This is a genomic window from Ruegeria sp. CF8 (assembly GCF_056537285.1).
Genome location: NZ_JBQFRG010000004.1, coordinates 412,307 through 434,037, shown reverse-complemented (window position 1 = coordinate 434,037; position 21,731 = coordinate 412,307). Strand labels below are relative to the sequence as shown.

Annotated in this window: 19 protein-coding genes and 2 pseudogenes; 8 read left to right on the top strand and 13 right to left on the bottom strand. The window is 55.3% G+C overall.

Translation table 11 applies throughout. The features are described from left to right. Positions 1-18 precede the first annotated feature (18 nt). Positions 19-390, top strand: a complete 372-nt coding sequence (locus tag ACR0EV_RS12275; protein WP_480800347.1) for a winged helix-turn-helix transcriptional regulator — start codon at positions 19-21, stop codon at positions 388-390. Between the two features lie 707 nt (positions 391-1,097). Here the strand turns inward: ACR0EV_RS12275 and ACR0EV_RS12270 are convergent. Further along, positions 1,098-2,297: an ROK family transcriptional regulator gene (locus ACR0EV_RS12270; protein WP_480800377.1), complete on the bottom strand. Its 1,200-nt coding sequence runs from the start codon at positions 2,295-2,297 to the stop codon at positions 1,098-1,100. 185 nt (positions 2,298-2,482) lie between these two features. Here ACR0EV_RS12270 and ACR0EV_RS12265 point away from each other — a divergent pair, with 185 nt between their 5' ends. From ACR0EV_RS12265 to ACR0EV_RS12240, 6 genes and pseudogenes are all read left to right on the top strand, one after another. Next, complete coding sequence (locus ACR0EV_RS12265; RefSeq protein ID WP_480800346.1) at positions 2,483-3,502, top strand: substrate-binding domain-containing protein; 1,020 nt, start codon at positions 2,483-2,485, stop codon at positions 3,500-3,502. 117 nt (positions 3,503-3,619) lie between these two features. Then, the gene (locus tag ACR0EV_RS12260) at positions 3,620-4,690 is read left to right on the top strand and encodes an ABC transporter permease (RefSeq protein WP_480800345.1); all 1,071 of its coding nucleotides are present in this window, start codon (positions 3,620-3,622) and stop codon (positions 4,688-4,690) included. Beyond that, the gene (locus ACR0EV_RS12255) at positions 4,690-5,472 is read left to right on the top strand and encodes an ATP-binding cassette domain-containing protein (RefSeq protein ID WP_170429655.1); all 783 of its coding nucleotides are present in this window, start codon (positions 4,690-4,692) and stop codon (positions 5,470-5,472) included. Before ACR0EV_RS12260 ends, ACR0EV_RS12255 begins: the two co-directional genes overlap by 1 nt. Positions 5,473-5,594: 122 nt before the next feature. Next, entirely contained in the window at positions 5,595-6,140 is a 546-nt protein-coding gene (locus ACR0EV_RS12250; protein WP_480800344.1) for a nucleoside/nucleotide kinase family protein, read from the top strand. A gap of 274 nt (positions 6,141-6,414) precedes the next feature. Beyond that, positions 6,415-6,558, top strand: a pseudogene (locus tag ACR0EV_RS12245) (integrase core domain-containing protein); the annotation flags it as partial. Positions 6,559-6,724: 166 nt separating this feature from the next. Further along, positions 6,725-7,375, top strand: a pseudogene (locus ACR0EV_RS12240) (IS6 family transposase). 150 nt (positions 7,376-7,525) lie between these two features. Here the strand turns inward: ACR0EV_RS12240 and glnT are convergent. The 6 genes from glnT to mddA form a co-directional block, all read right to left on the bottom strand. Next, entirely contained in the window at positions 7,526-8,854 is a 1,329-nt protein-coding gene (glnT, locus tag ACR0EV_RS12235) for a type III glutamate--ammonia ligase (protein ID WP_480800343.1), read from the bottom strand. 79 nt (positions 8,855-8,933) lie between these two features. Continuing rightward, a complete protein-coding gene (locus ACR0EV_RS12230; protein ID WP_480800342.1) occupies positions 8,934-10,271 on the bottom strand; it encodes an FMN-binding glutamate synthase family protein in 1,338 nt (445 codons plus the stop codon). Between the two features lie 11 nt (positions 10,272-10,282). Beyond that, the gene (locus ACR0EV_RS12225; RefSeq protein WP_480800341.1) at positions 10,283-10,966 is read right to left on the bottom strand and encodes a protein GlxC; all 684 of its coding nucleotides are present in this window, start codon (positions 10,964-10,966) and stop codon (positions 10,283-10,285) included. A 1-nt stretch (position 10,967) separates the two neighbouring features. Then, positions 10,968-11,864: a class II glutamine amidotransferase gene (locus tag ACR0EV_RS12220; protein WP_480800340.1), complete on the bottom strand. Its 897-nt coding sequence runs from the start codon at positions 11,862-11,864 to the stop codon at positions 10,968-10,970. Positions 11,865-11,957: 93 nt separating this feature from the next. Continuing rightward, positions 11,958-12,614, bottom strand: a complete 657-nt coding sequence (locus ACR0EV_RS12215; RefSeq protein ID WP_480800339.1) for a helix-turn-helix domain-containing protein — start codon at positions 12,612-12,614, stop codon at positions 11,958-11,960. Positions 12,615-13,044: 430 nt separating this feature from the next. Further along, complete coding sequence (gene mddA, locus ACR0EV_RS12210) at positions 13,045-13,803, bottom strand: methanethiol S-methyltransferase (RefSeq protein ID WP_480800338.1); 759 nt, start codon at positions 13,801-13,803, stop codon at positions 13,045-13,047. Between the two features lie 230 nt (positions 13,804-14,033). On the opposite strand from mddA, the gene ACR0EV_RS12205 reads away from it, so the two are divergent. Next, on the top strand, positions 14,034-15,533 hold the full coding sequence (locus ACR0EV_RS12205; protein ID WP_480800337.1) for a winged helix-turn-helix domain-containing tetratricopeptide repeat protein: 1,500 nt from the start codon (positions 14,034-14,036) through the stop codon (positions 15,531-15,533). A gap of 24 nt (positions 15,534-15,557) precedes the next feature. On the opposite strand, the gene ACR0EV_RS12200 is transcribed toward ACR0EV_RS12205, so the two are convergent. The 6 genes from ACR0EV_RS12200 to ACR0EV_RS12175 form a co-directional block, all read right to left on the bottom strand. Next, a complete protein-coding gene (locus tag ACR0EV_RS12200) occupies positions 15,558-16,586 on the bottom strand; it encodes an adenylate/guanylate cyclase domain-containing protein (protein WP_480800336.1) in 1,029 nt (342 codons plus the stop codon). Between the two features lie 4 nt (positions 16,587-16,590). After that, positions 16,591-16,971 carry a group I truncated hemoglobin gene (locus ACR0EV_RS12195; protein ID WP_480800335.1) on the bottom strand — a complete coding sequence of 127 codons (381 nt, stop codon included), beginning with the start codon at positions 16,969-16,971 and terminating at the stop codon, positions 16,591-16,593. 55 nt (positions 16,972-17,026) lie between these two features. Then, a complete protein-coding gene (locus ACR0EV_RS12190) occupies positions 17,027-17,851 on the bottom strand; it encodes a class I SAM-dependent methyltransferase (RefSeq protein ID WP_480800334.1) in 825 nt (274 codons plus the stop codon). A gap of 699 nt (positions 17,852-18,550) precedes the next feature. After that, complete coding sequence (locus tag ACR0EV_RS12185; protein WP_480800333.1) at positions 18,551-19,339, bottom strand: hypothetical protein; 789 nt, start codon at positions 19,337-19,339, stop codon at positions 18,551-18,553. Positions 19,340-19,594: 255 nt separating this feature from the next. After that, a complete protein-coding gene (locus tag ACR0EV_RS12180; RefSeq protein WP_480800332.1) occupies positions 19,595-21,058 on the bottom strand; it encodes a cytochrome-c peroxidase in 1,464 nt (487 codons plus the stop codon). Between the two features lie 70 nt (positions 21,059-21,128). Beyond that, complete coding sequence (locus tag ACR0EV_RS12175) at positions 21,129-21,674, bottom strand: GNAT family N-acetyltransferase (protein ID WP_480800331.1); 546 nt, start codon at positions 21,672-21,674, stop codon at positions 21,129-21,131. Positions 21,675-21,731: the final 57 nt, after the last annotated feature.

Genomic DNA, 21,731 nt, shown 5'->3' with positions numbered 1-21,731 from the left:
AGTTGCCTGAGCGAAAGGATGACGATGCGAGCGCGGATTGACGAAGATGCCAAAGGGCGCCGACTGGTCTCGGAGGCCTGTCAGGAGCCATGTGCAATAGAACGCGGTATGCGGATCATTGGCGGAAAATGGACCGGGTCTATCTTGTGGCACCTCAAAGATGGTCCTGTGCGATTCAACGATCTGTCGCGCATGATCGGTGGTGCAAGCAAGAAGATGATCACTGAAAGACTACGTCAACTTGAGGATCAGGGCCTGGTGCGCCGGCAGGTTATGGATACGTCTCCTGTTTCCGTGCAATACTCGGTGACCGAGTTTGGTCAGACTGCTCTTTGTTTTCTTGATGAACTTCGAAAGTGGAGCGAAGAGCTGCCTAACGGCTTACAATGATGACTTTAGTAAGTGTTCAATGATCTGAAAGCTGGGGTTTTTCTGACTGCGTACTGAACGAGGATTCCACAAATTTGCGGACGAAGTGACAAGGTTACTTGCAACAGTAATCCAAGAGTTTGCTTTTTCGAAGAAAGTAGTGCGAACAAATTTCTGCCGGCCGCTCAGTGCCATTTGAACCGACAGGTGACGTAACAGCTGTCCCGCAGGAAACTAGGTTTATTGAACTAGGTTCTGGTATCCACAGCGAACGGCTGCTTTGGCGGCCGCACCGCGGCAGCGGCTTTGCCAAGTGAGCGGCAGCAATGACCAGTCGATATGCATTGCGATTTCCGCTTTGTCCGCCGACTGTGAGTTCGACCGGCCCCCGTTTTTGCACGCGCAGCGAATGTCTCCTCTGACGGGCCGCGTCGCAGCGACGGTGACCAATGTCGAACGGCGGCTATGAGCCGTTGGATATGTTGTGGAGAACGGGGCAGGGACTTGTGCTGCTTCCGCACCGAGGTCAGCATTGAGTCCAATTCGACCAATTCTGCGCGGTGCCCCAGTGACATGAACTCGTAGAAATCCGACGTTGGCCGCTTTCGAGGCGGCCTAGAGCGGTCTGCAGTTGCTCCGGCAACTGTGTCAAAGCGCCCGTTCTAAGGCCTCCCAACTAAGCGGAAGCGGCTCTTTCTTGATTAAGACTTGGCAGAAATGAGCGTAGGCTACATCCCAGAAAGCCCCGCGTTTGTGTTCAATAGAAACTGGCGGAAAATTGGGCTGCTTGCCGCTCCAATGCCGCGAGCGTTTTCCCCAACAGCAGCAGCTTCTACAACCGGAGGAATCAAACCGCGTTTGTCTTGGTTGACTAGGTAACGACGAACACGTGAGACCAGCTCTTCCCGTATTTCAGGTGGAAACGCACCGTCGATGAAAATTGCCTCAAAATCAATGACCGCGCAAATGGAAAGGGCGGCCTTGGCAAGCTCCTGTGCCGTGGTCCCAATCCACGGTTCGACATAGCGAGAAATGCTGCTCCAATCTTGCGGCTTCTTCCACAGGATATCTGGATCGACGCCCGCTTCGATCAGTCGGTCCTCAAGCAGAAACAGCGAGGCAGTGTCGATCAGTTGCTGACTTTCCCCCAAAGGACCTGTCGTCCGCATCGCGCCCAATGCACCCGCATTGCCTTGGTTTCCCTCAAATACGGTGCCGTTCAACGCGACGCCGCCGCCAATCATTGATCCGATGAAGAAGTAAAAGTAATCGCGATACTCAGCCCCACGTCCATAGAGGTGTTCGGCGTGACACGCGGCCGTGGCATCGTTAACCACAAAAACTGGCAGGTCGCTGAACTTGGCGACCTCAGAGAAGAAGTTCACGTTTTTCCAGGACCTGAATTTCTTAGCCGCAAGTCCGGACAGGTCGTGCCATTTCCAAAGTTCGAAGGGGGTTCCAATCCCGATTCCGCAGACTCGGTCGCGAAGCTTTTGGGGCTCGTGAGAGAGAAGCGTTTCCAATCCAGTTTCCAGGAATCCGAAAACAGCCTCGGGCAGAGGATAGTCATAAGTCGTGGAAAGTTGCCGACGTGGCCTGCCCATAAAGTCAATCAAAAGCAGGTCCGCACTGCGTCGACCTATCTTCATGCCGACCGACAAGATGCCTTCGGGGTTTAGCTCCATCGGGATCGAGGGCTTTCCCACTTTTCCACGTAGTGGCGTTCCACGCTTGAGGATCGCATCCTTTTCGAGTTTGCGTAAAATGATAGATACGGTCTGAGGAGATAGGCCCGTCAGCCGGGCGACATCCGCACCCGCAGCGGGTCCATGCCGTTGTAAAACTGTCAGAATCAGGCGTTCGTTGTGATCACGAACACCACTTTGGCTTACTCCACCAGTAAGTGTTTTGAGCGCCTCTCTTTCCATAAACCTGAACATAAACACCTTATTTTCTTATGAAAAGGTGCTCAGGCAAATTAATAAATAAACTTTATTTATTTATTGACAGAGACACTAGAATCACAGTTTCTTGAAAAAGACCTTCATTGGAGGATGGAGGCGCGTCCCGCAGGAACGTCGCGCGGGGCGACAACAATTTCTGGGAGGACAATATGAGAAATCTACTCAAGCTCGCCGCATCCGCGACTGCGCTGACATTCGCCGCTGCATCCGCGCACGCGGCTGGTGAAACCGTCTGCCTGATTACCAAGACCGACACCAACCCCTTCTTCGTCAAGATGAAGGAAGGCGCAACCGCCAAGGCAGAAGAGCTGGGCATGACGCTCAAGGCATTTGCCGGTAAAGTTGATGGCGACCATGAAACTCAGGTCCAGGCCATTGAAACCTGCATTCTTGATGGCGCAAAAGGCATTCTGCTGACGGCATCTGACACCAGCTCGATCGTTCCTGCTGTCAAACAGGCGCGGGATGCGGGCGTTCTGGTCATTGCGCTGGACACGCCGCTGAGCCCGATTGACTCGGCGGACGCAACATTCGCGACGGACAACTACAAGGCCGGCCTGCTGATCGGTCAATGGGCCAAAGCCAAAATGGGTGACGCTGCAGCCGATGCCAAGATTGCGACGCTGGATCTGAACGTCAGCCAGCCGACTGTGGACGTTCTGCGCAATCAGGGTTTTCTCGACGGGTTCGGCGTGGACCTGGCGGACCCGAACGTCATCGGTGACGAAACCGATGCGCGTCTGGTCGGCAGTGACGTGACCGACGGCAACGAAGAAGGCGGTCGCCGTGCGATGGAAAACCTTCTGGCAAAGGATCCATCCATAAACGTTGTTCACACGATCAACGAACCGGCCGCAGCGGGCGCATATGAGGCGCTGAAATCCATCGGGCGTGAAAACGACGTTCTGATCGTTTCGGTCGACGGCGGGTGCCCCGGTGTCCAAAACGTCGAAGCCGGTGTGATCGGTGCGACAAGCCAGCAGTACCCGCTGTTGATGGCCGCGCTTGGTGTTGAGGCCGTGAAGAAATGGGCTGATGAGGGCGTGAAGCCTGAAAACACACCCGGCAAAGACTTCTATGACACGGGTGTGGCGCTCATCACCGACCAGCCGGTTGATGGGGTCGAGTCGCTGTCGGTCGCAGAAGGCCTGAATCTCTGCTGGGGCTAAAGACAACCCCTTTGGGTGAGGCGCGCCGCAGCGCCTCATCAATCCTTTCACCAGCAAACCGAAACTTCCTGTACACTGATTTCGTGGACGCAATGCCAGCCACGAAAAGGGGGAGAGATGTCTGAAGCAAACCAAAACGCCCAGGAATTCGAAACCGCCGCCAACGCGACAGAAACCGTTGCGGAGTTTGAAGATCACCGGCGTGGTGTTCTGGGGAAGTTGCAGCATCTTCTCCACGTCAATCCATCCTTTGTGCCATTGATCGTTCTGGTTGGCGCGATCTTAATTTTCGGCCTGCTGCTGGGATCAAAGTTCTTCTCACCCTTTGCGATGACGCTGATCCTGCAGCAGGTTCAGATCGTGGGCATCGTGGCCGCGGCACAAAGCCTTGTCATTCTGACCGCCGGCATCGACCTCAGCGTCGGTGCGATCATGGTGTTTTCTTCCGTCATTATGGGTCAGTTTACCTTCCGCTACGGCATCCCCGTGCCTATTGCAGTGATGTGCGGGCTGGCAATGGGAACCCTGATCGGTGCTCTCAATGGATGGTTGGTCAGTCGCGTAAAACTGCCGCCGTTTATTGTCACGCTCGGCATGTGGCAGATCGTTTTGGCGACAAATTTCCTGTATTCCGCAAACGAAACAATTCGCAGTCAGGATATCGAGGCCAACGCCCCGTTCCTGCAATTCTTTGGCACCAAGTTCAGCATCGGCGGCGCGACCTTTACGGTCGGCGTGATATTCATGCTCGTTCTGATTTTCGTGCTGGCTTACGCGCTCAAACACACGGCTTGGGGCCGGCATGTTTACGCGGTGGGGGATGACCCTGAAGCGGCCGAGCTCTCCGGTGTGAACGTGCACAGAACACTGATGTCCGTTTATATGTTGTCCGGTTTAATCTGTGCCTTTGCGGGCTGGGCGTTGATCGGGCGCATCGGGTCGGTTTCCCCAACATCCGGACAATTGGCCAATATCGAAAGCATCACAGCGGTCGTGATTGGCGGTATCTCATTGTTCGGCGGGCGAGGCTCCATTCTGGGCTCGTTGTTCGGAGCACTGATCGTCGGCGTGTTTACACTGGGGCTCAGGTTACTAGGCGCAGATGCTCAGTGGACCTTCCTGCTTATCGGACTTCTCATCATCGCAGCGGTCGCGGTCGACCAGTGGATCAGAAAGGTATCGGGCTAATGTCAGACACAACTCCAGTCGTCCAGGGTCGCGGGATCGTGAAGCGCTACGGCCACGTTACCGCTATCGACCATTCCGACTTTGAACTGCGGCAAGGAGAAATCCTTGCGGTCATTGGGGACAACGGCGCTGGCAAGTCGTCCATCGTCAAGGCGATCTGCGGGGCAACAATCCCGGATGAGGGCGAGATTCTGATCGAAGGGAAGAAGGTCAACTTCACCTCGCCAATCGACGCCCGGAACATGGGAATCGAGATTGTCTATCAGCAGCTCGCCATGTCTCCTGCCCTTTCAATTGCGGACAACATGTTCATGGGGCGCGAGATCCGCAAACAGGGTTTCATGGGCAAGTACATGCGTCAGTTAGATCGGCCAGCTATGGAGAAGTTCGCCCGTGAAAAACTGACCGAGCTTGGGCTGATGACTGTGCAGTCGATCAATCAGGCAGTTGAAACGCTGTCTGGCGGTCAGCGCCAAGGTGTTGCCGTTGCCCGTGCCGCCGCCTTTGCAACCAAGTTTATCATCATGGACGAACCGACGGCTGCTTTGGGCGTCAAAGAAAGCCGCAAGGTGCTTGAGCTGATCCAGGACGTGCGGGCGCGTGGTATTCCGATCATATTGATCAGCCACAACATGCCGCATGTTTTCGAAGTCGCCGATCGCATCCATGTACACCGGCTGGGCAAACGCCTTTGTACGATTGATCCCAAGGACTATACGATGTCCGATGCGGTGGCCTTCATGACCGGTGCCAAGGAACCCCCAAAAGAGGACGCAGCGTGATCAAGCAGGATGCTGAGCGCGTTTGCGAACTGATCTTTTCCCGGAGGCAGGTTGGAGTTCGGAAGATTATCGCAATCGCCGGCCCCCCTGCATCTGGAAAGTCGACCTTAGGGGAAGCTGTTGTGCAACTGCTGAACACACAACAGAGCTCGGCGGTTCCGTCAGCCACACTTGTACCTATGGATGGTTACCATTTGGACAATCACGTCTTGGAAACGCGAGGCTTGCGGGCAAAAAAAGGCGCACCAGAAACCTTCGATGCAGTGGGTTTTTGCGATGCAATTAGGGCGCTGCAATCAGCGCGATATGAATCCTATCATCCCAAGTTCGACCGCCAAATGGACCTGGCCATCGCTAATGCGATTGCGGTGCACCCTGAAACTCCGACAGTGGTTGTAGAAGGGAACTACCTTTTGATGAAAAGCAACCCGTGGAGGACGTTGGAGGACGTTTACACCGCAACGGTTTTTGTCAGCCCCACAGTGCAAGAACTCGAGAGCAGGTTACAGCACCGCTGGATTAAGCATGGGTTTGAACCGCAAACCGCGCTGCAACGCGCAAAATCGAACGATCTGCCCAACGCTGAACGTGTCATTCGTGATAGCCGGAAAGCCGATCTTACACTAAGCCAGAACTACACCGAATTCGGGATGCGCTACGCATTCTGAATCTGTGCCTTGGCTTCAGCCAGCCCTTGATGCAGCGCTGGTCTTCCCCGAGTAAAGTGGTCCAAACTACGCAATCGGCACTGGGGTCTCCGCTTGGCTAAAAAGTGCTTTCTGCGCACAGCAGCCATCAACTGTCACCGGTGCCGCAGCCAATGTTTGCTTGGTGGCCCTTCACACAAAAGACTACCCATCGGCCGCAAATTGCCGAGACTTGACAGAAGCTAGGAACCCCAAATCAGGGGTTCCGAACTGTCCGGTTTGTAGATCTGCAAAATTCTACAGCCTACGCGATGCTCAAATTCTGATCGAACAATGGAAGAAACACTACAACACAAAACGCCCCCACAGTGCTTTGGGCTATCGCCCGCCAGCGCCCGAAACCACCATCCCGATGGATCACAGGCCGATTATGCACTAACAACCAATTTGGACCAGTCAGATGAGGCTGCTCACAGTCGCGACCGCAAATGTTGTACAAAGCTGCTTCAAATTTAAGGAAAGGATGCGTTGCAAACTCTGGGGTCTAGTTGACGAGCCTTGGTGATCTGAGGTTTGTACTCGTCGAAGTTTTCGAACAGGTTTTATTGAGCAAAGTCTCGTTAAAGGGCCGTCATTTCTCGAAGGATACAGTTTTGTACGCTGTTTACTTCTATCTGCGGTACACGGTGTTCTATCGTGACTTGGAAGAGATCACAGCAGAGCGCGGTGTGCGAGTTGACCATGCCACATTGACTAGGTGGGTTGTGAAACACGCGCCGATCGTCTCAGTTCTTGCGCAGTCAAAGAAGCGTCCAACACTGAGTTCATGACGCTTTGAAGTGACCTATATTCGTGTTCGCGGCAAATGGATGTACCTCTATCGGGCCGTCGACAAAGCTGGGAATACTCTTGATTTCATGCTGTCTGAGCGCAGGAACCGTCCAGCAGCAGCACGGTTCTTTGCCTAAGCGCTGTCTTCGAATGGAAACCCGAGCAAGATTGTCATCGACAAAAGTGGCGCCAACGCGGCGAGCATTCGTGAGGGTAACAAAATCCTCAATCGGTTTGGCAGCCCAGCCAAAATCCAAACAGTCATGTCCAAGTATCTGAATAATCTGACCGAACAGGATCATCGATTTATCAAGCGTCGCGTACGGCACATGTATGGGTTCAAATCGTTCAGATCCGCCTGGGCTACTTTGTTCGGCATCGAGGTCGCCAACATGATCCGGAAGCGGCAATTTGCCAGCGTCTGAACATCTGACTTCCAGCTATTTGCCGAGATCGCGGGGTAGGTGTGTCCAGTAAGTCGCTGACTTTGGCCATCCTAAAAGTTAGCGAAACATCCAGTCGGCCTGAGCGCATATTCACGCCCCAATCCCATTGCGCGATCAGGAACCGAACCCTCAGATGTCCAAGGTGTGTTCTTTTTCCCAACGCGAGAAATGGCTGGTGAAAGAGTTCCATTCCTGATGTTTCATCTTCAGATAGGCAGCTGAGAATTCCTCGCCCATGGCCGCCTTCAACTCGGCGTCCTTGTCGTACTCACGTAAAGCATCCAGCATGTTCAACGGCAGTTTTGGCGCGTCTTTGACGGTATGACCCTCGGCGTACATATCGATGTCATACCGCCGTCCCGGATCAGCCTTCGAGCGAATACCAGACAGGCCAGCCGCGATAATCACAGCCTGCAAAAGATAGGGGTTTGTAGCGCCATCAGCCAGTCGCAGCTCGAACCGGCCTGGTCCGGGGACGCGGACCATATGGGTGCGGTTGTTACCCGTCCATGTGACGGTATTCGGAGCCCACGTGGCACCTGACATGGTGCGGGGCGCGTTGATGCGTTTGTACGAGTTCACTGTCGGGTTGGTGATCGCCGCCAGCGCGCTGGCGTGTTTCATGATCCCGCCGAGGAAATGCTTACCTTTCTCGCTCAGCCCCACCTCGCCGGTCGGACCGTCACCTGCACCTGCAAACACGTTGGTCTTCGCATCTGCACCGGGGGCATCCCAGACCGAGATATGGGCGTGGCAGCCATTACCCGTCAGTCCCTCAACCGGTTTTGGCATGAAGGTGGCGCGAAAGCCGTGCTTTTCTGCCACGGACTTGGTCATGAATTTGAAGAACGAATGTTTGTCCGCTGTGCTCAGCGCATCGTCAAATTCCCAGTTCATCTCGAACTGGCCGTTGGCGTCTTCGTGGTCGTTCTGATACGGGCCCCAGCTCAGTTCCAGCATATAGTCGCAGATCTCGCGCACCACGTCATAGCGGCGCATCACCGCCTGTTGGTCGTAGCAGGGTTTTTCGGCGGTATCGAACGGGTCGCTGATCTGTTCGCCATCCGGAGTCAGCAGAAAGAACTCGGCCTCGATCCCGGTTTTAACATGCATGCCTTCGACGGCGGCCTCGTCGATCAGGCGACGTAGCACGTTGCGCGGGGCTTGGGCAACATTTTCGCCCTCCATCACACAGTTCGCTGCAACCCAAGCGACCTCGGGCTTCCACGGCAGTTGGATCACCGAAGACGGATCCGGCACGGCCAGCATGTCGGGATGCGCAGGGGTCATGTCGAGATAGGTGGCAAAGCCCGCGAAACCCGCCCCTTCCTCTTGCATATCTGCAATCGCTTGTGCAGGGACCAGTTTGGCTCGCTGTCCACCGAACAGATCGGTGAACGAAATCATGAAGTACTTGACGCCTTTTTCTTTGGCGAAATCTGCCAGATCTGTTGTCATGGTCACCTTCCCTTTCCCTGTTGGTTCAAAAGAAGAAAGGCGCCGCCCTTTTGGGCCGCGCCTTCATATTGGTTGCAGTTCAGAACCCGGCCTTGCCCGGATACCAGTCGGTGCCCGCCAACGGCACTTTGGCCATTGCAGCCGCCTCCATTGTCAAGGCGCAGAGGTCTTCGGGCTCCAGATTGAGCAGGTGATTGTGACCACAGGCACGCGCGATGGTTTGCGCCTCTAAGGTCATCACCTTCAGGTAGTTGCGCAGTCGACGACCGGCCTCGACCGGATCAAGCCGTGCGGCCAGTTCCGGATCCTGTGTTGTGATGCCCGCCGGATCCTGTCCTTCGTGCCAGTCGTCATAGGCCCCGGTGGTGGTGCCCAGCTTTTGATACTCGGCCTCCCATTTCGGGTCATTGTCACCCAGTGCAATCAGAGCTGCGGTACCGATGGCCACCGCATCTGCCCCCAAGGCCATCGCTTTGGCCACATCCGCGCCGGTCCGAATACCGCCCGAAATCACTAATTGCACCTCACGGTGCACACCCAGATCCTGCAACGCCTGAACAGCAGGGCGGATACAGGCCAACGTGGGAATGCCGACATGTTCGATGAACACATCCTGCGTGGCAGCGGTGCCGCCCTGCATCCCGTCCATCACCACGACATCGGCCCCGGCTTTCACCGCCAGTGCGGTGTCGTAATAGGGCCGCGTCGCGCCGACCTTCACGTAGATCGGAACCTGCCAGCCGGTAATCTCGCGAAGTTCGAGGATCTTGATCTCCAGATCATCCGGGCCGGTCCAGTCCGGGTGCCGACAGGCCGAGCGCTGGTCAATCCCCTTGGGCAGCGTGCGCATTTCAGCCACGCGATCGCTGATCTTCTGACCCAGCAACATGCCGCCGCCGCCGGGTTTTGCGCCTTGGCCGACCACAATTTCGATGGCGTCGGCTTTGCGCAGATCGTTGGGGTTCATGCCATAGCGCGACGGCAGGTATTGATAGACCAGCTTAGAAGAATGCCCACGCTCTTCGGGCGTCATGCCACCGTCACCGGTTGTCGTTGACGTCCCAGCCATCGAAGCACCCCGACCCAGAGCCTCTTTCGCCGGGCCGGACAGCGCGCCAAAGCTCATGCCCGCGATGGTGATCGGGATATCCAGCTCAATCGGCTTTTTGGCAAAACGTGTACCGAGCGTTACCGAGGTACCGCAACGTTCACGATACCCTTCAAGCGGATAACGCGAGACCGATGCGCCCAGAAACAACAGATCGTCAAAATGCGGCACCTTGCGTTTGGCACCGCCACCACGAATGTCGTAGATACCAGTGGCCGCCGCCCGTCGGATTTCCGCGTTGATGGGATTTGTAAAGGTCGCCGACTGAATCGGCATGGTGCGGGGGATGGTCTGATCCTTTTCTTTCATACCCTTCATCCTTAATAGGCGGCTGCGTTGTCGACGTCGAAATTGTAAAGCTGGCGGGCCGAGCCGTAGCGCCTGAATTCTTCCGGTTTGGCGTCCGATCCGGCACGCTCCAGAAGGTCAGTCAAAATTTCGATATGTTCAGGCCGCATCTCTTTCTCAACGCAATCCGCGCCCAGGCTTTTGACCGAGCCGCGCACAAACAACCGTGCCTCATAAAGTGAGTCGCCAAGCGCATCGCCTGCATCGCCGCACACAACCAGATTGCCCGCCTGCGCCATAAAGGCGGACATGTGGCCGATATTGCCATGCACGACGATATCGATGCCTTTCATCGAAATCCCGCAGCGCGAGCTGGCATTGCCTTTGATCACCAGAAGCCCGCCATGCCCGGTCGCCCCGGCATATTGGCTGGCATCGCCGTCAACGATTACAGTGCCGGACATCATGTTTTCGGCCACCCCCGGACCGACCGAGCCTTCAACCTTGATGGTCGCCTGCTGGTTCATGCCCGCACAATAATAGCCGGTCGAGCCTTTGACGGTGACCTCAATCGGCGCGTCCAGACCCACAGCGATGGCGTGGCTACCCTTGGGATTCTGCACTTCCCAATTGGTCTGGTTAGTTTCTTTGCTTTGCGCCTGAAGGGCCGCATTCAAACCCCGCAGGCCGTTTTCTGCCACATCGTAAGTCTGCATCTCAGTGGCTCCAGAAATAGACGGTTGCGGGTTCGGGCTCCCACACCCTGGCGTCATCGATACCCGGCAGGTTCACCAGCGCGCGGTATTCGCTGCCAAAGGCCACGTACTGATCGGTCTCGGCCATCACCGCCGGTTTGCAGGCGATCGGGTCACGGACCACACCGAACCCGTCCTTGGTACCGACAACGAAAGTGAAGAAACCATCGAGATCCTCAAGGCTGCTTTCCAGCGCCTCACCCAGCGTCGCCCCGTTCTTCATTTTCCAGGTCAGGTAGGCCGCGCCGACCTCGGTGTCGTTCATCGACTCGACCCGCACTCCTTCGCGTTTCAGTTTGCGGCGCAGCGCGTTGTGGTTCGACAAAGAGCCATTGTGGACCAGGCACTGATCTGACCCAGTGTTGAAAGGGTGCGCCCCTTCGGTGGTCACGGCGGATTCGGTGGCCATCCTAGTGTGACCGATCCCGTGGCTGCCGCTCATGGCGGACAAGCTGAACCGGTCGGCCACGTCGCGGGGCAGGCCCACCTCTTTGTATATCTCGATTGCCGTGCCATCCGACATCACCCGCAGACCCGGGCGCAACTCTCGCACCGCTTGGCGCGCTTGTTCGACCTTGGCCCCGTCCAGTTCCAAAACCGCATGCGTGTCATTTGTGCGCAGAGTCACTTCGGCACCAATCGCTGCCCCCAGATCCACAGCAAGACACTCAAAATCCGCCTCGGGCATATCCGATTGCACGGTCAGTTTGGCCGAGCCGTCTGCCTCAGCCCCATAGATCGCTATCCCCGCGCTGTCCGGGCCACGATCCGTCATCGTGACCAGCATGTCCGTCAGCATCGAACCCAACTCAGGCTCCAATGACCTGTCTTTGAGAAACAGACCGACAATTCCACACATCTTTCAAAATTCCCTGAATGGCCATCCGGGGAACGCTAGCACCGACATTGAAAGAACTCAACACAAGGAAAATGTTTTTCCTGTGAGTGAAAATCAGGGAGGCGCCGATTGCGGGTAGGAGATAATTGAAAGATAGCGCGACGGCAGCTGGATCAACTCTTCCGGCCCATGCGGTGCATCCGCATCAAAGAACAGAGTGTCACCGGGTTTCAGATGGTAGATCTGATCTCCGTGACGGTACCCGACCTCTCCCTCAAGCATGTAAAGCATCTCGATTCCGTCATGCTGAAATGTCGGAAACCTGTCGGAGTCTTCCGTCAAAGTAATCAGATAAGGCTCGACCACGACACCGCTGGCATTGGCCCCCAAATGACCCAACAGGTTGTACTGATGCCCAGCACGTGTTCCGGCCCTGTCCGTTTCAGCGCCTTCGCCGGCCTTGGTATGCACGGCGTTCCGGGTTTCCTCATACCGACGAAAGAACGAGGTGATCGGCGTGCTTAGGGCATTGGCAAGCAGTTGCAGTGTGGTCAATGAAGGTGATGTATACCCGTTTTCAATCTTCGACAGCATTCCAATCGATAAACCGGTCAGTACAGACAGCTCTGCTATCGTGATGCCATGTTGCCGGCGCAGGGCTTTGATCTCGCGCCCGATCGCCGTTTCTAGATTCTTCTCGCCACTATCCCTGAGGTTATGCGGGTCCTGCGAAAGGACGGTGGGCTGCTCGGGATCGTGTGACTTTGCCATCTGGCCTCCTGATCTCTCATGTGAGTTAATTCCGACAGATCAACTGTTCGCAAGTGATATATTGACGACCACTAACCGGATGCCTCGCAAAATTTTGGAGCGAGCCACCCGAAACCAGTGCTTATCGTCCACCAGCCCAGGAAGCAATCATACCGGTGGAACCAACGCCAATCATGCTCTAACAAACAGCTTGGACCAGCAAAAGCGGGCTGCTCAGTACGCATGTTTTTTAAAAGCAGTGTACAGGAATGGTTGCGCAGTGTGCCGATCAAACAAATGGCCGCAGTCCAGCTTGTGGGTCGACCTACATCGCGTCTCACGCTCACGGTGTACACGCAAAGATTGAAGAGATCGCGCCAAGTCCGATTGGCCGGGATCCGCGTCAGATGGATCGGATCAACGACGCAATGACGAGGTTGCTCAGCAATGCTCAGCCGTGTTGCGTTTCGAGATCGCCGGAACGCAAGGGCGTCAGGCGCGGGATCAGCATGGGAACCATCGCCTGGTACGCACGATACGTATCGCCAAACTCGCGCAACAGAGATCTTTCCTCGAACCATAGGCCAATCATCACATAAACTGTCATCAGCCCGGCAAAGAGCGCGTGACCAACTGTCATGTGTGGCGTGCCGAACAAGACCAGTATAACGCCAAGCTGCATCGGGTGGCGTACGAAACGGTAAAGCCCGGGCGTTTTGAACTGCGGTTTGGGCATAAGTCGAGCGCTGCTTGCAGTCCAAACCTGACGCAGACCAAACAACTCGAAATGGTCGATCAGAAAGGTCGACAGCAAAACCATGAAGACACCCAGTGCACAGATGCCATATGTCAGCCACGCCAGGGCACCATCGACGATCCAGATCGTTTCGGGCAGCGGGCGCCACTGCCACATCGCCAGGATCAGAAACAGGGCCGATTGCAACACATAGGTACTGCGTTCTGCATCCGCAGGAATGACCCGCGTCCACCAGACTTTGAACGCCTGTCGCGCCATGAGGCTGTGAAAAAAGCCAAAGAGGAAGATCAGCCCGACATTGATGACAACGGCGACGGGCCAGGCGGTTGAGGTCCCATCGTTAATCGCCTTCGGAACGGGCAATTGCAGAAGAAAGCCGATCATGTACAAAAAGGTCACATTGAAAAGAACATAGGCAGCAGCGCCATATAGGATCAGGCCAGGGCGTTTCATAAGTCAGGCTCCAATTCACTTTTGTTTCAGATGACCTCTGTTTGCCCGAGCCGGTTGTTGCGATGCTTGGCCCTTTCATGGAGGTTTTCTGGTGATTTTCTGAAGACTTGACGAATTTGCGGTCTGGCCACTGCCAAAGCGTTTTTCTTGGACTCGAAAACAGCGGCAAACGGGTGCTGCGATTTGCGTTCACGCTTTACGCAAAAACTGATTTCGCGCAGAATTACCCTGTGAAATATGCATTTGATCAATACGTTCTGGACGCAAGCCGCCTGCAATTGACGCGGGAAGACGTTCCAGTTGCGACCGAGCCGCAAGTGTTCGCGCTGCTTCGGCATCTCATTGAAAACCGTGACCGTGTCGTGTCGAAGGACGAGATTTTTTCGGTTATCTGGAAAGGCAGGATCGTTTCGGATGCAGCCCTAAGCAGCCGCGTCAAGGCGGTCAGAGCGGCCATAGGAGATGACGGCGCGCGGCAGGCTTTGGTCCGAACTGTGCACGGGCACGGGTTCCAATTTGTTGGTACGGTCGAGGAAACGCATGACAAGACCGGCTCTGCAGCGGTCCTATCGCAACCCTCCATTGCCATCATGGCAACCACGATGGTGCATCCAACGGATGCTGAACGGGCTTTTGGTGAAGGGTTAGAGGACGATATAAGCGCAGCCATTGGTCGGGTGGGGACGATTTATGTCGCCCGATATTCTGGTCAGAATGACGCAAAGCAAGCGGCCGAAGAATTGGGCGTTCGGTACGTGCTTGGCCTCAAACTGCGATTTGCGGGGAATGCATTTCGCCTAAACGCTTCTTTGTTGCATGCAGGGCGGCAAGCAGAGGTTTGGGCAGATCGTTTTGAAGGGCAGCTTGACAACCCGTTTGAGGCGCAAGACCTGGTGGTTGCGGCCATTCTGGGCCGCCTCGTCCCGAATATCATGATGGTTGAAGTGCAACGCGCCTTGGCTGAGGCTGACTTGACGGATGCATATCATGAACTCCTACGCGCGACGCCGCTTTGCATGCGGATGGACGCGGATGACAATCGGCAGGCCGTGGTTCATTTGCGACGGGCATTGGTATCAGATCCCGAACATGCCTTGTCCCATGCCATGCTTGCGTGGTGTCTGGGACAACAGGCGATGTCCGACTGGGCCCCTGACGGACCGGCTGCGCTTGCAGAGGCGATGGAACATGGCAAAAGCGCGCTTGACCTTGCGCCGCGCGATGCATTGGTTCTGACATTCGTGGCCACGGCCGAGGTGGCTGCAGGGCAACATACTGCAGCGCGCCATCACCTCGAGTCTGCCCTTGCGCTGGACCCAAGTCTGGCTTGGGCCTGGGCAATGTTGGGAGCCGTGGAAACCTTTGCCGGGAACATGAACGAAGCAGTCGCAAACTACGAAAGAGCTTTGCGTCTTAGCCCACATGATCCGATGCGGTTTAGCTATTACTTTGGCATTGGCGCCGCCCGATACGGATTGGGCGAATATGAAGATGCCTTATCTCTGCTTGAACAAGGTTATATTGAAGCGCCCGGCTCTACTTGGGCACCCCGATTGATCTTAGCCTGCGCTGCCGAACTTAATCTGACCGACAGGATGCAGGCCATGGCCGCAAAAGTCCGTAGCGTGAGGCCGGATGCCACTGCCGAAAAACTTGTTGAGGCAAGTGTCGTCAAAGATCAGGCATACCGTGATCGCATGCTCAATTCATTTCGCAAGGCAGGTTTCTAAAAACTCAGACCCCGCGCCTGCGGCTCAAGCGACCTTTCTGTTTGGTTGGTAGTGTTTCAGGCGTGCAATTTGCGTATCGCCAAATCCACGCAAGGAGACTGTCTCGGCCTCACTGAGTTTGAAATCTTCGATCAGTTCGTCGCGCATCGAGTCGCATACAGTGATCTCCATGGGGTCGGACTGAGCCTGCAAACGCGCAGCCATGTTCACCGCAGGACCAAAGACATCATAGACGTATTTCTGAACGCCGACCACTGAGCCTACGACAGAGCCGCTGGCAATGCCGATGCGAGCGCGCCATGTGTGCGGGTGCGTTTGATTGCGCCGCTCCAGAAAGCGCATCATTTTGGCCGCGACCCGCGCGGCAGAAAGCGCGTGATCTGGTGTGGAATGCGGTAATCCAGTCACCGCCATATAGCAGTCTCCGATGGTTTTGATCCTCTCGCTGCCGTGCTGCTCACCAATCTGATCGAATGCGGTGAAAATTGAGTTTAGTTCAGAAACGGTTACGTTAGGGTCGCCCGCTGCGGCCATCTTGGTAAAACCCACAAAATCCAGCATGATGACCGTCACCGGCTCGAACAATCGTGGCGTGACACATCCGAATGTCATGAATTCCTCGTAGACCGATTTTGGCATCATGTTCAAAAGCAGTTTTTCAACACGCCTGTTTTCTCGCTCCAACTCGCGGGTGCGCTTGTCAACCATGGCCGCATAGCTGTCGATCATGGCTTCGGTCTCGCGCAGGCGCGAGATGTTTTGACCTTCGATGACAATCAACGTGTTGCCTTCGTATTCTGCTTCATGGGCACTGAGTTCAACGACCAAAGTCCGATGTTTGACCTTCGTGCGAACCTCCACCGGCTCTTTGTCTGGCAGGTCTTTAATTTCGAATGACGTATCCAAATTCAAAACTTGACCCTGTGCCGCGTCACTGAACCATGTCTCAAACGTTTGGTTCAGCGAAACGATGACGCCGGTGTCAGCGTCAACGATGCAGATTCCAACATTGATGGAGCCTAGTAGGCTTGCACTTATTTCTTGGATTTGCATGGAACTACCTAACAATCAGCGAACGGCGCGCTTCAACAGCGTTTAGTGTTTTGGAAAGATCGTCTGGAGCAAAGCCCGCTTCGGTCAGCGTCTCGCTCAAGAGCGCGATAACTTCATCGAATTGCGCGTTTGTAATGGTCATGTGAAGATGTGCACTCACCAGTCGTTGATCTGTGAATTTCGCAGGACCGCCCAATATAGACGCGAAGAATTTCATCTGGTGATCAATCAGTTTGGCCATGTCGACGTCGTCAAAGAAAGGACCCACAATATCGCTGTCCAGCACGCGATCATAGAAATTGATGATCACCGAATGCAAAGCACGCATGCCGCCATATTTGTCGAAAAGCGGGAGTGATCTCTGGTGTTCGGACTGCCCTAGCATTGAATGTCTCCTGAGAATGAATTGCCCGGCGAATTCCCGCCGGGCTGATGGTTTTTCATGCTCGGTGAATGATGATCTCGGCGTATTCAGCCGGAACAATCATGGCCTGAGTATCGGTCGAGTGATTGCGCGCAACTGCGATCAGGTCTGCTGCGAGTTGCGGTGCGCGCTCGCCGACGGCGTCAAAGGCTTTGTGCATTGGGCCGTAAATTTCGCGCCACCGTTCCACCCAATGCTGCGGCGAACGTTCACGGAAGGTGAATTGGCGTTTCGTGATTTCGATCTTTTTGGCTTGTGCCCCAAAGAGTGCCTGCAAACGCGCCTCGGTTCCCCATTCCAACGGGGAACGAACGCCCGAAACCGGTGGCACATGCCGTCCTATGGTTCGAAAAACTTCGCCTATGAAGCTTTCTGGCGTCCAGTTGGCAAGACCGATAGTGCCTCCACTGCGGCAGACGCGGAGCATTTCATCAGCAGCCGCCTGTTGATTGGCCGTAAACATGACACCAAACGTAGATGTCACATGATCAAAAGTCGCCCGCTCAAAGGGAAGGTCTTCTGCGTCAGCTTCTTGAAATGCGACGGTTAACTGCTCGGCTTTGGCGCGAGCGGCACCCGCGCGCAAAAGACTGGTAACATAGTCTGTGGAAACGACATCGCAGTGTCTCCGCGCTGCAGCCAGGGTTGCGTTGCCGTTTCCGGCGGCAACATCCAGAACGCGGGCGTCGGGTCGCAAATCCATCGCTTCTGCAAGGGTTTCACCAACGATTTGTAAGGTAGTACCTACGGCGGCGTAATCACCTGACGACCATGTAGCGTGTTGTTTTGATTTGACCGCGGCCAGATCTGGTGCGGTGGCAAGTGCGGCGGCTGTATTCATTGTCTGTCTCCATTGATTTCGCATTCAATGGAACAACTCTTGCCAAAAGTTGGGATTTGAAACTTGTAGAAGACCTGTAGAATGTCTGGTGTTTTCTGCAGGTTTGTCGGTTTCTAGTTGTTTTGATTTAAATCGATGGGCTCCTCGACGTATGCGGCACCCTGTAAAGTTGAGTTTGACGATTGCCGTTGGCAAAGTTCCACCATGCTCTCCTCGCCCTTCAGCCCGTCCAGAACAATCCTGATCTTCTCTTGAGCTGAATACCATTTGCGGGTGGCACGACGAATGTCCTTAACGACCTTCTCGCCGTGGCTCTGATTGGTTCAGGGTTTCTATCTCATCTTCTCTCCTTGGTGGTTACAATGAGACAGAAACCCTCTCTTATCAGGTCACCCCAAACTGTCCTATCGGTGCTGACGTCAGATACTTGGCATCAATTACAACCCAGACCAGGGCCACATATGGATAGTCGTATTTTGATCCTTGCGTTGCACTGCCGCTGAGGCTACGCGAGGCCAGAGTTGCCGCATCCGCAACACCAGTCACTTTCGGACGTTTGTGTTCTGCCGTTTTCGAACAGCGTGTTCCGTATCGACGCGATACGCGCGGCTACGGAATTAGGTGTCTGGATTTTGAAATAGCACTCTGCGTTTGCATCGCATTGCGCAGGGTGCTTAGCAGGGGTGACTCACCGTCCGATCAAAGGCCGTGCCGTTTGGGCAATGGAACATAGAGTTGGACGTGGGTCTTGGTCGAAAATTCGCCCGTGTCCGGCCCCCAAGTCTGCCCATCACTGTGCCAGGCAATGGCCAGTTCTGAGATAAGCTGTTCACCAGTAAGCTGAAGGCAGGGCGTTATCGTGCGGTGAAAGTGTGCGTACCCGTCAGCGTCGGCCCTGAACGCGTTTTCCGAACCATCGCGAGCGCCGAACGGCAGGTCATAAAATCCCTTGAACGGATCGGTCGGCGGCCAGACAGCAAAGTCGTGCCACATCGTGTAAAGACCATTGGGCACGAGATTTTCAAATTGCAGATCCACCTCGCCTGTGCCGTCCTCGCACCGGTACGTACCCTCACCTTTGGCAGCGAACCATTCGCCAAGCGTGATACCCAGCGGCTTGCCTTTCGGCCACGGTCCTGTGTTTTCCGTTTGCAGTGGCGTGTGCGGCACTGGATCTGCCAGAGCAAAGAGCGGCGCATTCATATCGCGTGTCGCGGCAGTCGGGCGGAACACCTCGCCCGAACCCGGGACTTTTTCGAAGAAAACGTCCTGTTCGGTCAACCCTTCGTCGATATGGAACATAAAGCTCAGCGACATAGTTCGCTTCGCTTCATAGGCAGCCATCATGATGTTGGCCTCGGGAGTTGGGTCTGTGGGTCCGACAGCACCTCCGGAGTCGTATTCCGTGTGGTCGAAGTCATCAGCAGCAACACTACCTACAAGGGTCATCGACAACAGAACAGTTGTGGTTTTCAAAATGCGAAGCATGGGAATCTCCTTTTCAATTTTTCGCAGATGAATTTCTCAAAACCCGTTTACAGAGCACGGGCTGAGTGGTTTTCCATGCGCAGCTTGATGCAGGGCAACGTTGCGCAGAAGAAAGGCGGGTAGCTGGTCGACGTATTGACACCGCGCCGTTTTCGCGCGCTGGGCGAACGCTAAGTGCTTCGGGGTGCTCGCGAATTTGACCAGCTGAAAGGAATAGGGTTTTGCGCAAGGTGTCATTGGGAATCTGCCTCTAGCTCACCGCTTTGGTTGCGGTGGAAGCCCGGAAGGAACGCTGTCGGGAACCAGCGCGGACAAGTCAGTCATCGTCGGGTCGGTCAACGTGTTCAGAAATGCGACAATGTCGGCGATCTCATCGTCCGTCATTGCTTTGGGCGTAAGCTCGTTGGCTTCGGCGATGCGGCCCCGCAATCGTTCTGAGCCTTGAACAAACCCGTCCCGCGCATCGAACGCGGTCCGCCGCGCAGGATTTAGCGGGTGAAAGATCAGAGCTGAGCCACTTCCAGTCTGCTCGATGAAGCCGTCAATCCACTGCAATGGCGGCGCTTCGTAGCTTCCAAGGCTTTCCAATGGATTGGCGTGATGCCGAACCACATCTTCGAGTGTGTCAAACGCTCCACTATGTCCCCATGGCCCCGTCAAAGCGACGTTGACCAGTGACGGCGTTCGGAAGCGAAAGAGATCTTCCACCTCGAAGGTCACACGATAGCGCCCTTCATCCTCAAGCCGGTCCATAAAACCAGAGGCCTGCCAGTAGCTTGTGTCTTTGCCATGGCCTTTGCCCGGGCCAATCTGCGGCATCGCAATCGCGTGAAACGCATGATCTGTAAGAAGCGGTCCGCTGTGACATTCTGCACATCCAGCAGAGCCGTAGAACAGGTCCATACCCCTTCGGGCGTTGTCCGGAAGGCTCGAAAAATCCGAAGATGCCAGGGCGCGATGAAACGGGCTGCCCTCGGACCGGAACACGACGCTTTGAAACGCCGCAAGGGCTTCGGCAGCCTGGCTGAAAGTTATCTGTCCTGGTCCAAAAGCCGTCTCAAAGAGGCGTTGGTATGCGGGAATACTGTCCAAACGTTCAGCTATCAGGTCCCATGCATCCACCAACCGATCCTCGGCCACTGCGGTCGCGATCGGATTCTCTCCCTTCTGGCCCGCCATTTCAACAGGTGACAGAACAGGGAACATCGCCTGCGCGGTCAGCGCATTGGGCAGCCCGGCGGGCAGGTGTTCGCGCGCGGGACTCCAGAATCCGCTTGGGAAGGTCTTTTGATCATCGGGCTCCAGCCTGCCATCGTGGAACATACGCGTGTAACTTCTCGCGCCAATATTGTAGAGTGGCTGAGCATTGCGTGGTACGCGCCCGATCACGCCGTCTTTCGTCTCGCGCTTTTGACCTGCGCCTTGGCCGCCTTCGCCAATGCCCAGTGCCAATCCATCCCCAGTGCCGAGCGACGGGTCGTGACAGGTTCCGCAGGAAATATTGCGATTGCCCGAAAGAATGGGGTCAAAGAAGAGTTTTTGTCCAAGAGTGACGAGCGCCTGGTCAGGATTTCCATCCCATAGAAAATCTGTATCCGTCAGAGGCAGAGGCAAGGGTTGAACGTCAGCCTGCGCAGCCGGGCAGGCCATCACCGTTGTCAGGCATAATATTGAGATCGTCAGATTTGCAGAGCGCTTGGCGCAAAGTGGTAGAGTCATGTCTTTGTCCTTCGCAAGCTTACGCCTTTTGCTGCGTTCGATTGAAACGCAGAAGGCCCGGTTTTCATGTTCAAATTGAATGGCTTGCCTGGTGGCCGACATGCAGATCAGTCACCGTGTGGTGATCTGACAATCGGCCCATCATCATCGCATCGACAAAGCCGCCCGGTCGACGGGCGTATTTGCGAATGATGCCTTCCCGCTCAAATCCAAATGCTTCGTAGAGTTCGATGGCGTGCGTATTGTCCGACCACACCAAAAGTCCGATCCGTTCCAGCTGCAACCAGTTGTCACACAGATCCAGCATCGCGCCCAGCAACGCTTTGGCTATTCCCTTGCCCTGAAAATCGCTGCGCACAGCGACCAGGTCAATTTCGCCTGCATGATTGTGCCGTGGCACGTCGGGCGTCGACGACATAAAGCAGATGCCAACGACACAACCGTCCACATCGGCCACCAGTTTGTAGTCACCCGGTCCCGTTTCAATACGCGCTTCGACATTGACGTTTGCAACATGTGGCAAGCGCATTGTACCCAACATCACGGAATCATCAGTTAATATGCATTTGATGTCCGATACGTCTTGTGCTTCGACATGGCGGATTTCAGTTCTCATTTTTTGTCCTCTCAATCAGGTCTTCTGGCGCGGGCAATCCGCGCTCGCGCCAGTTTC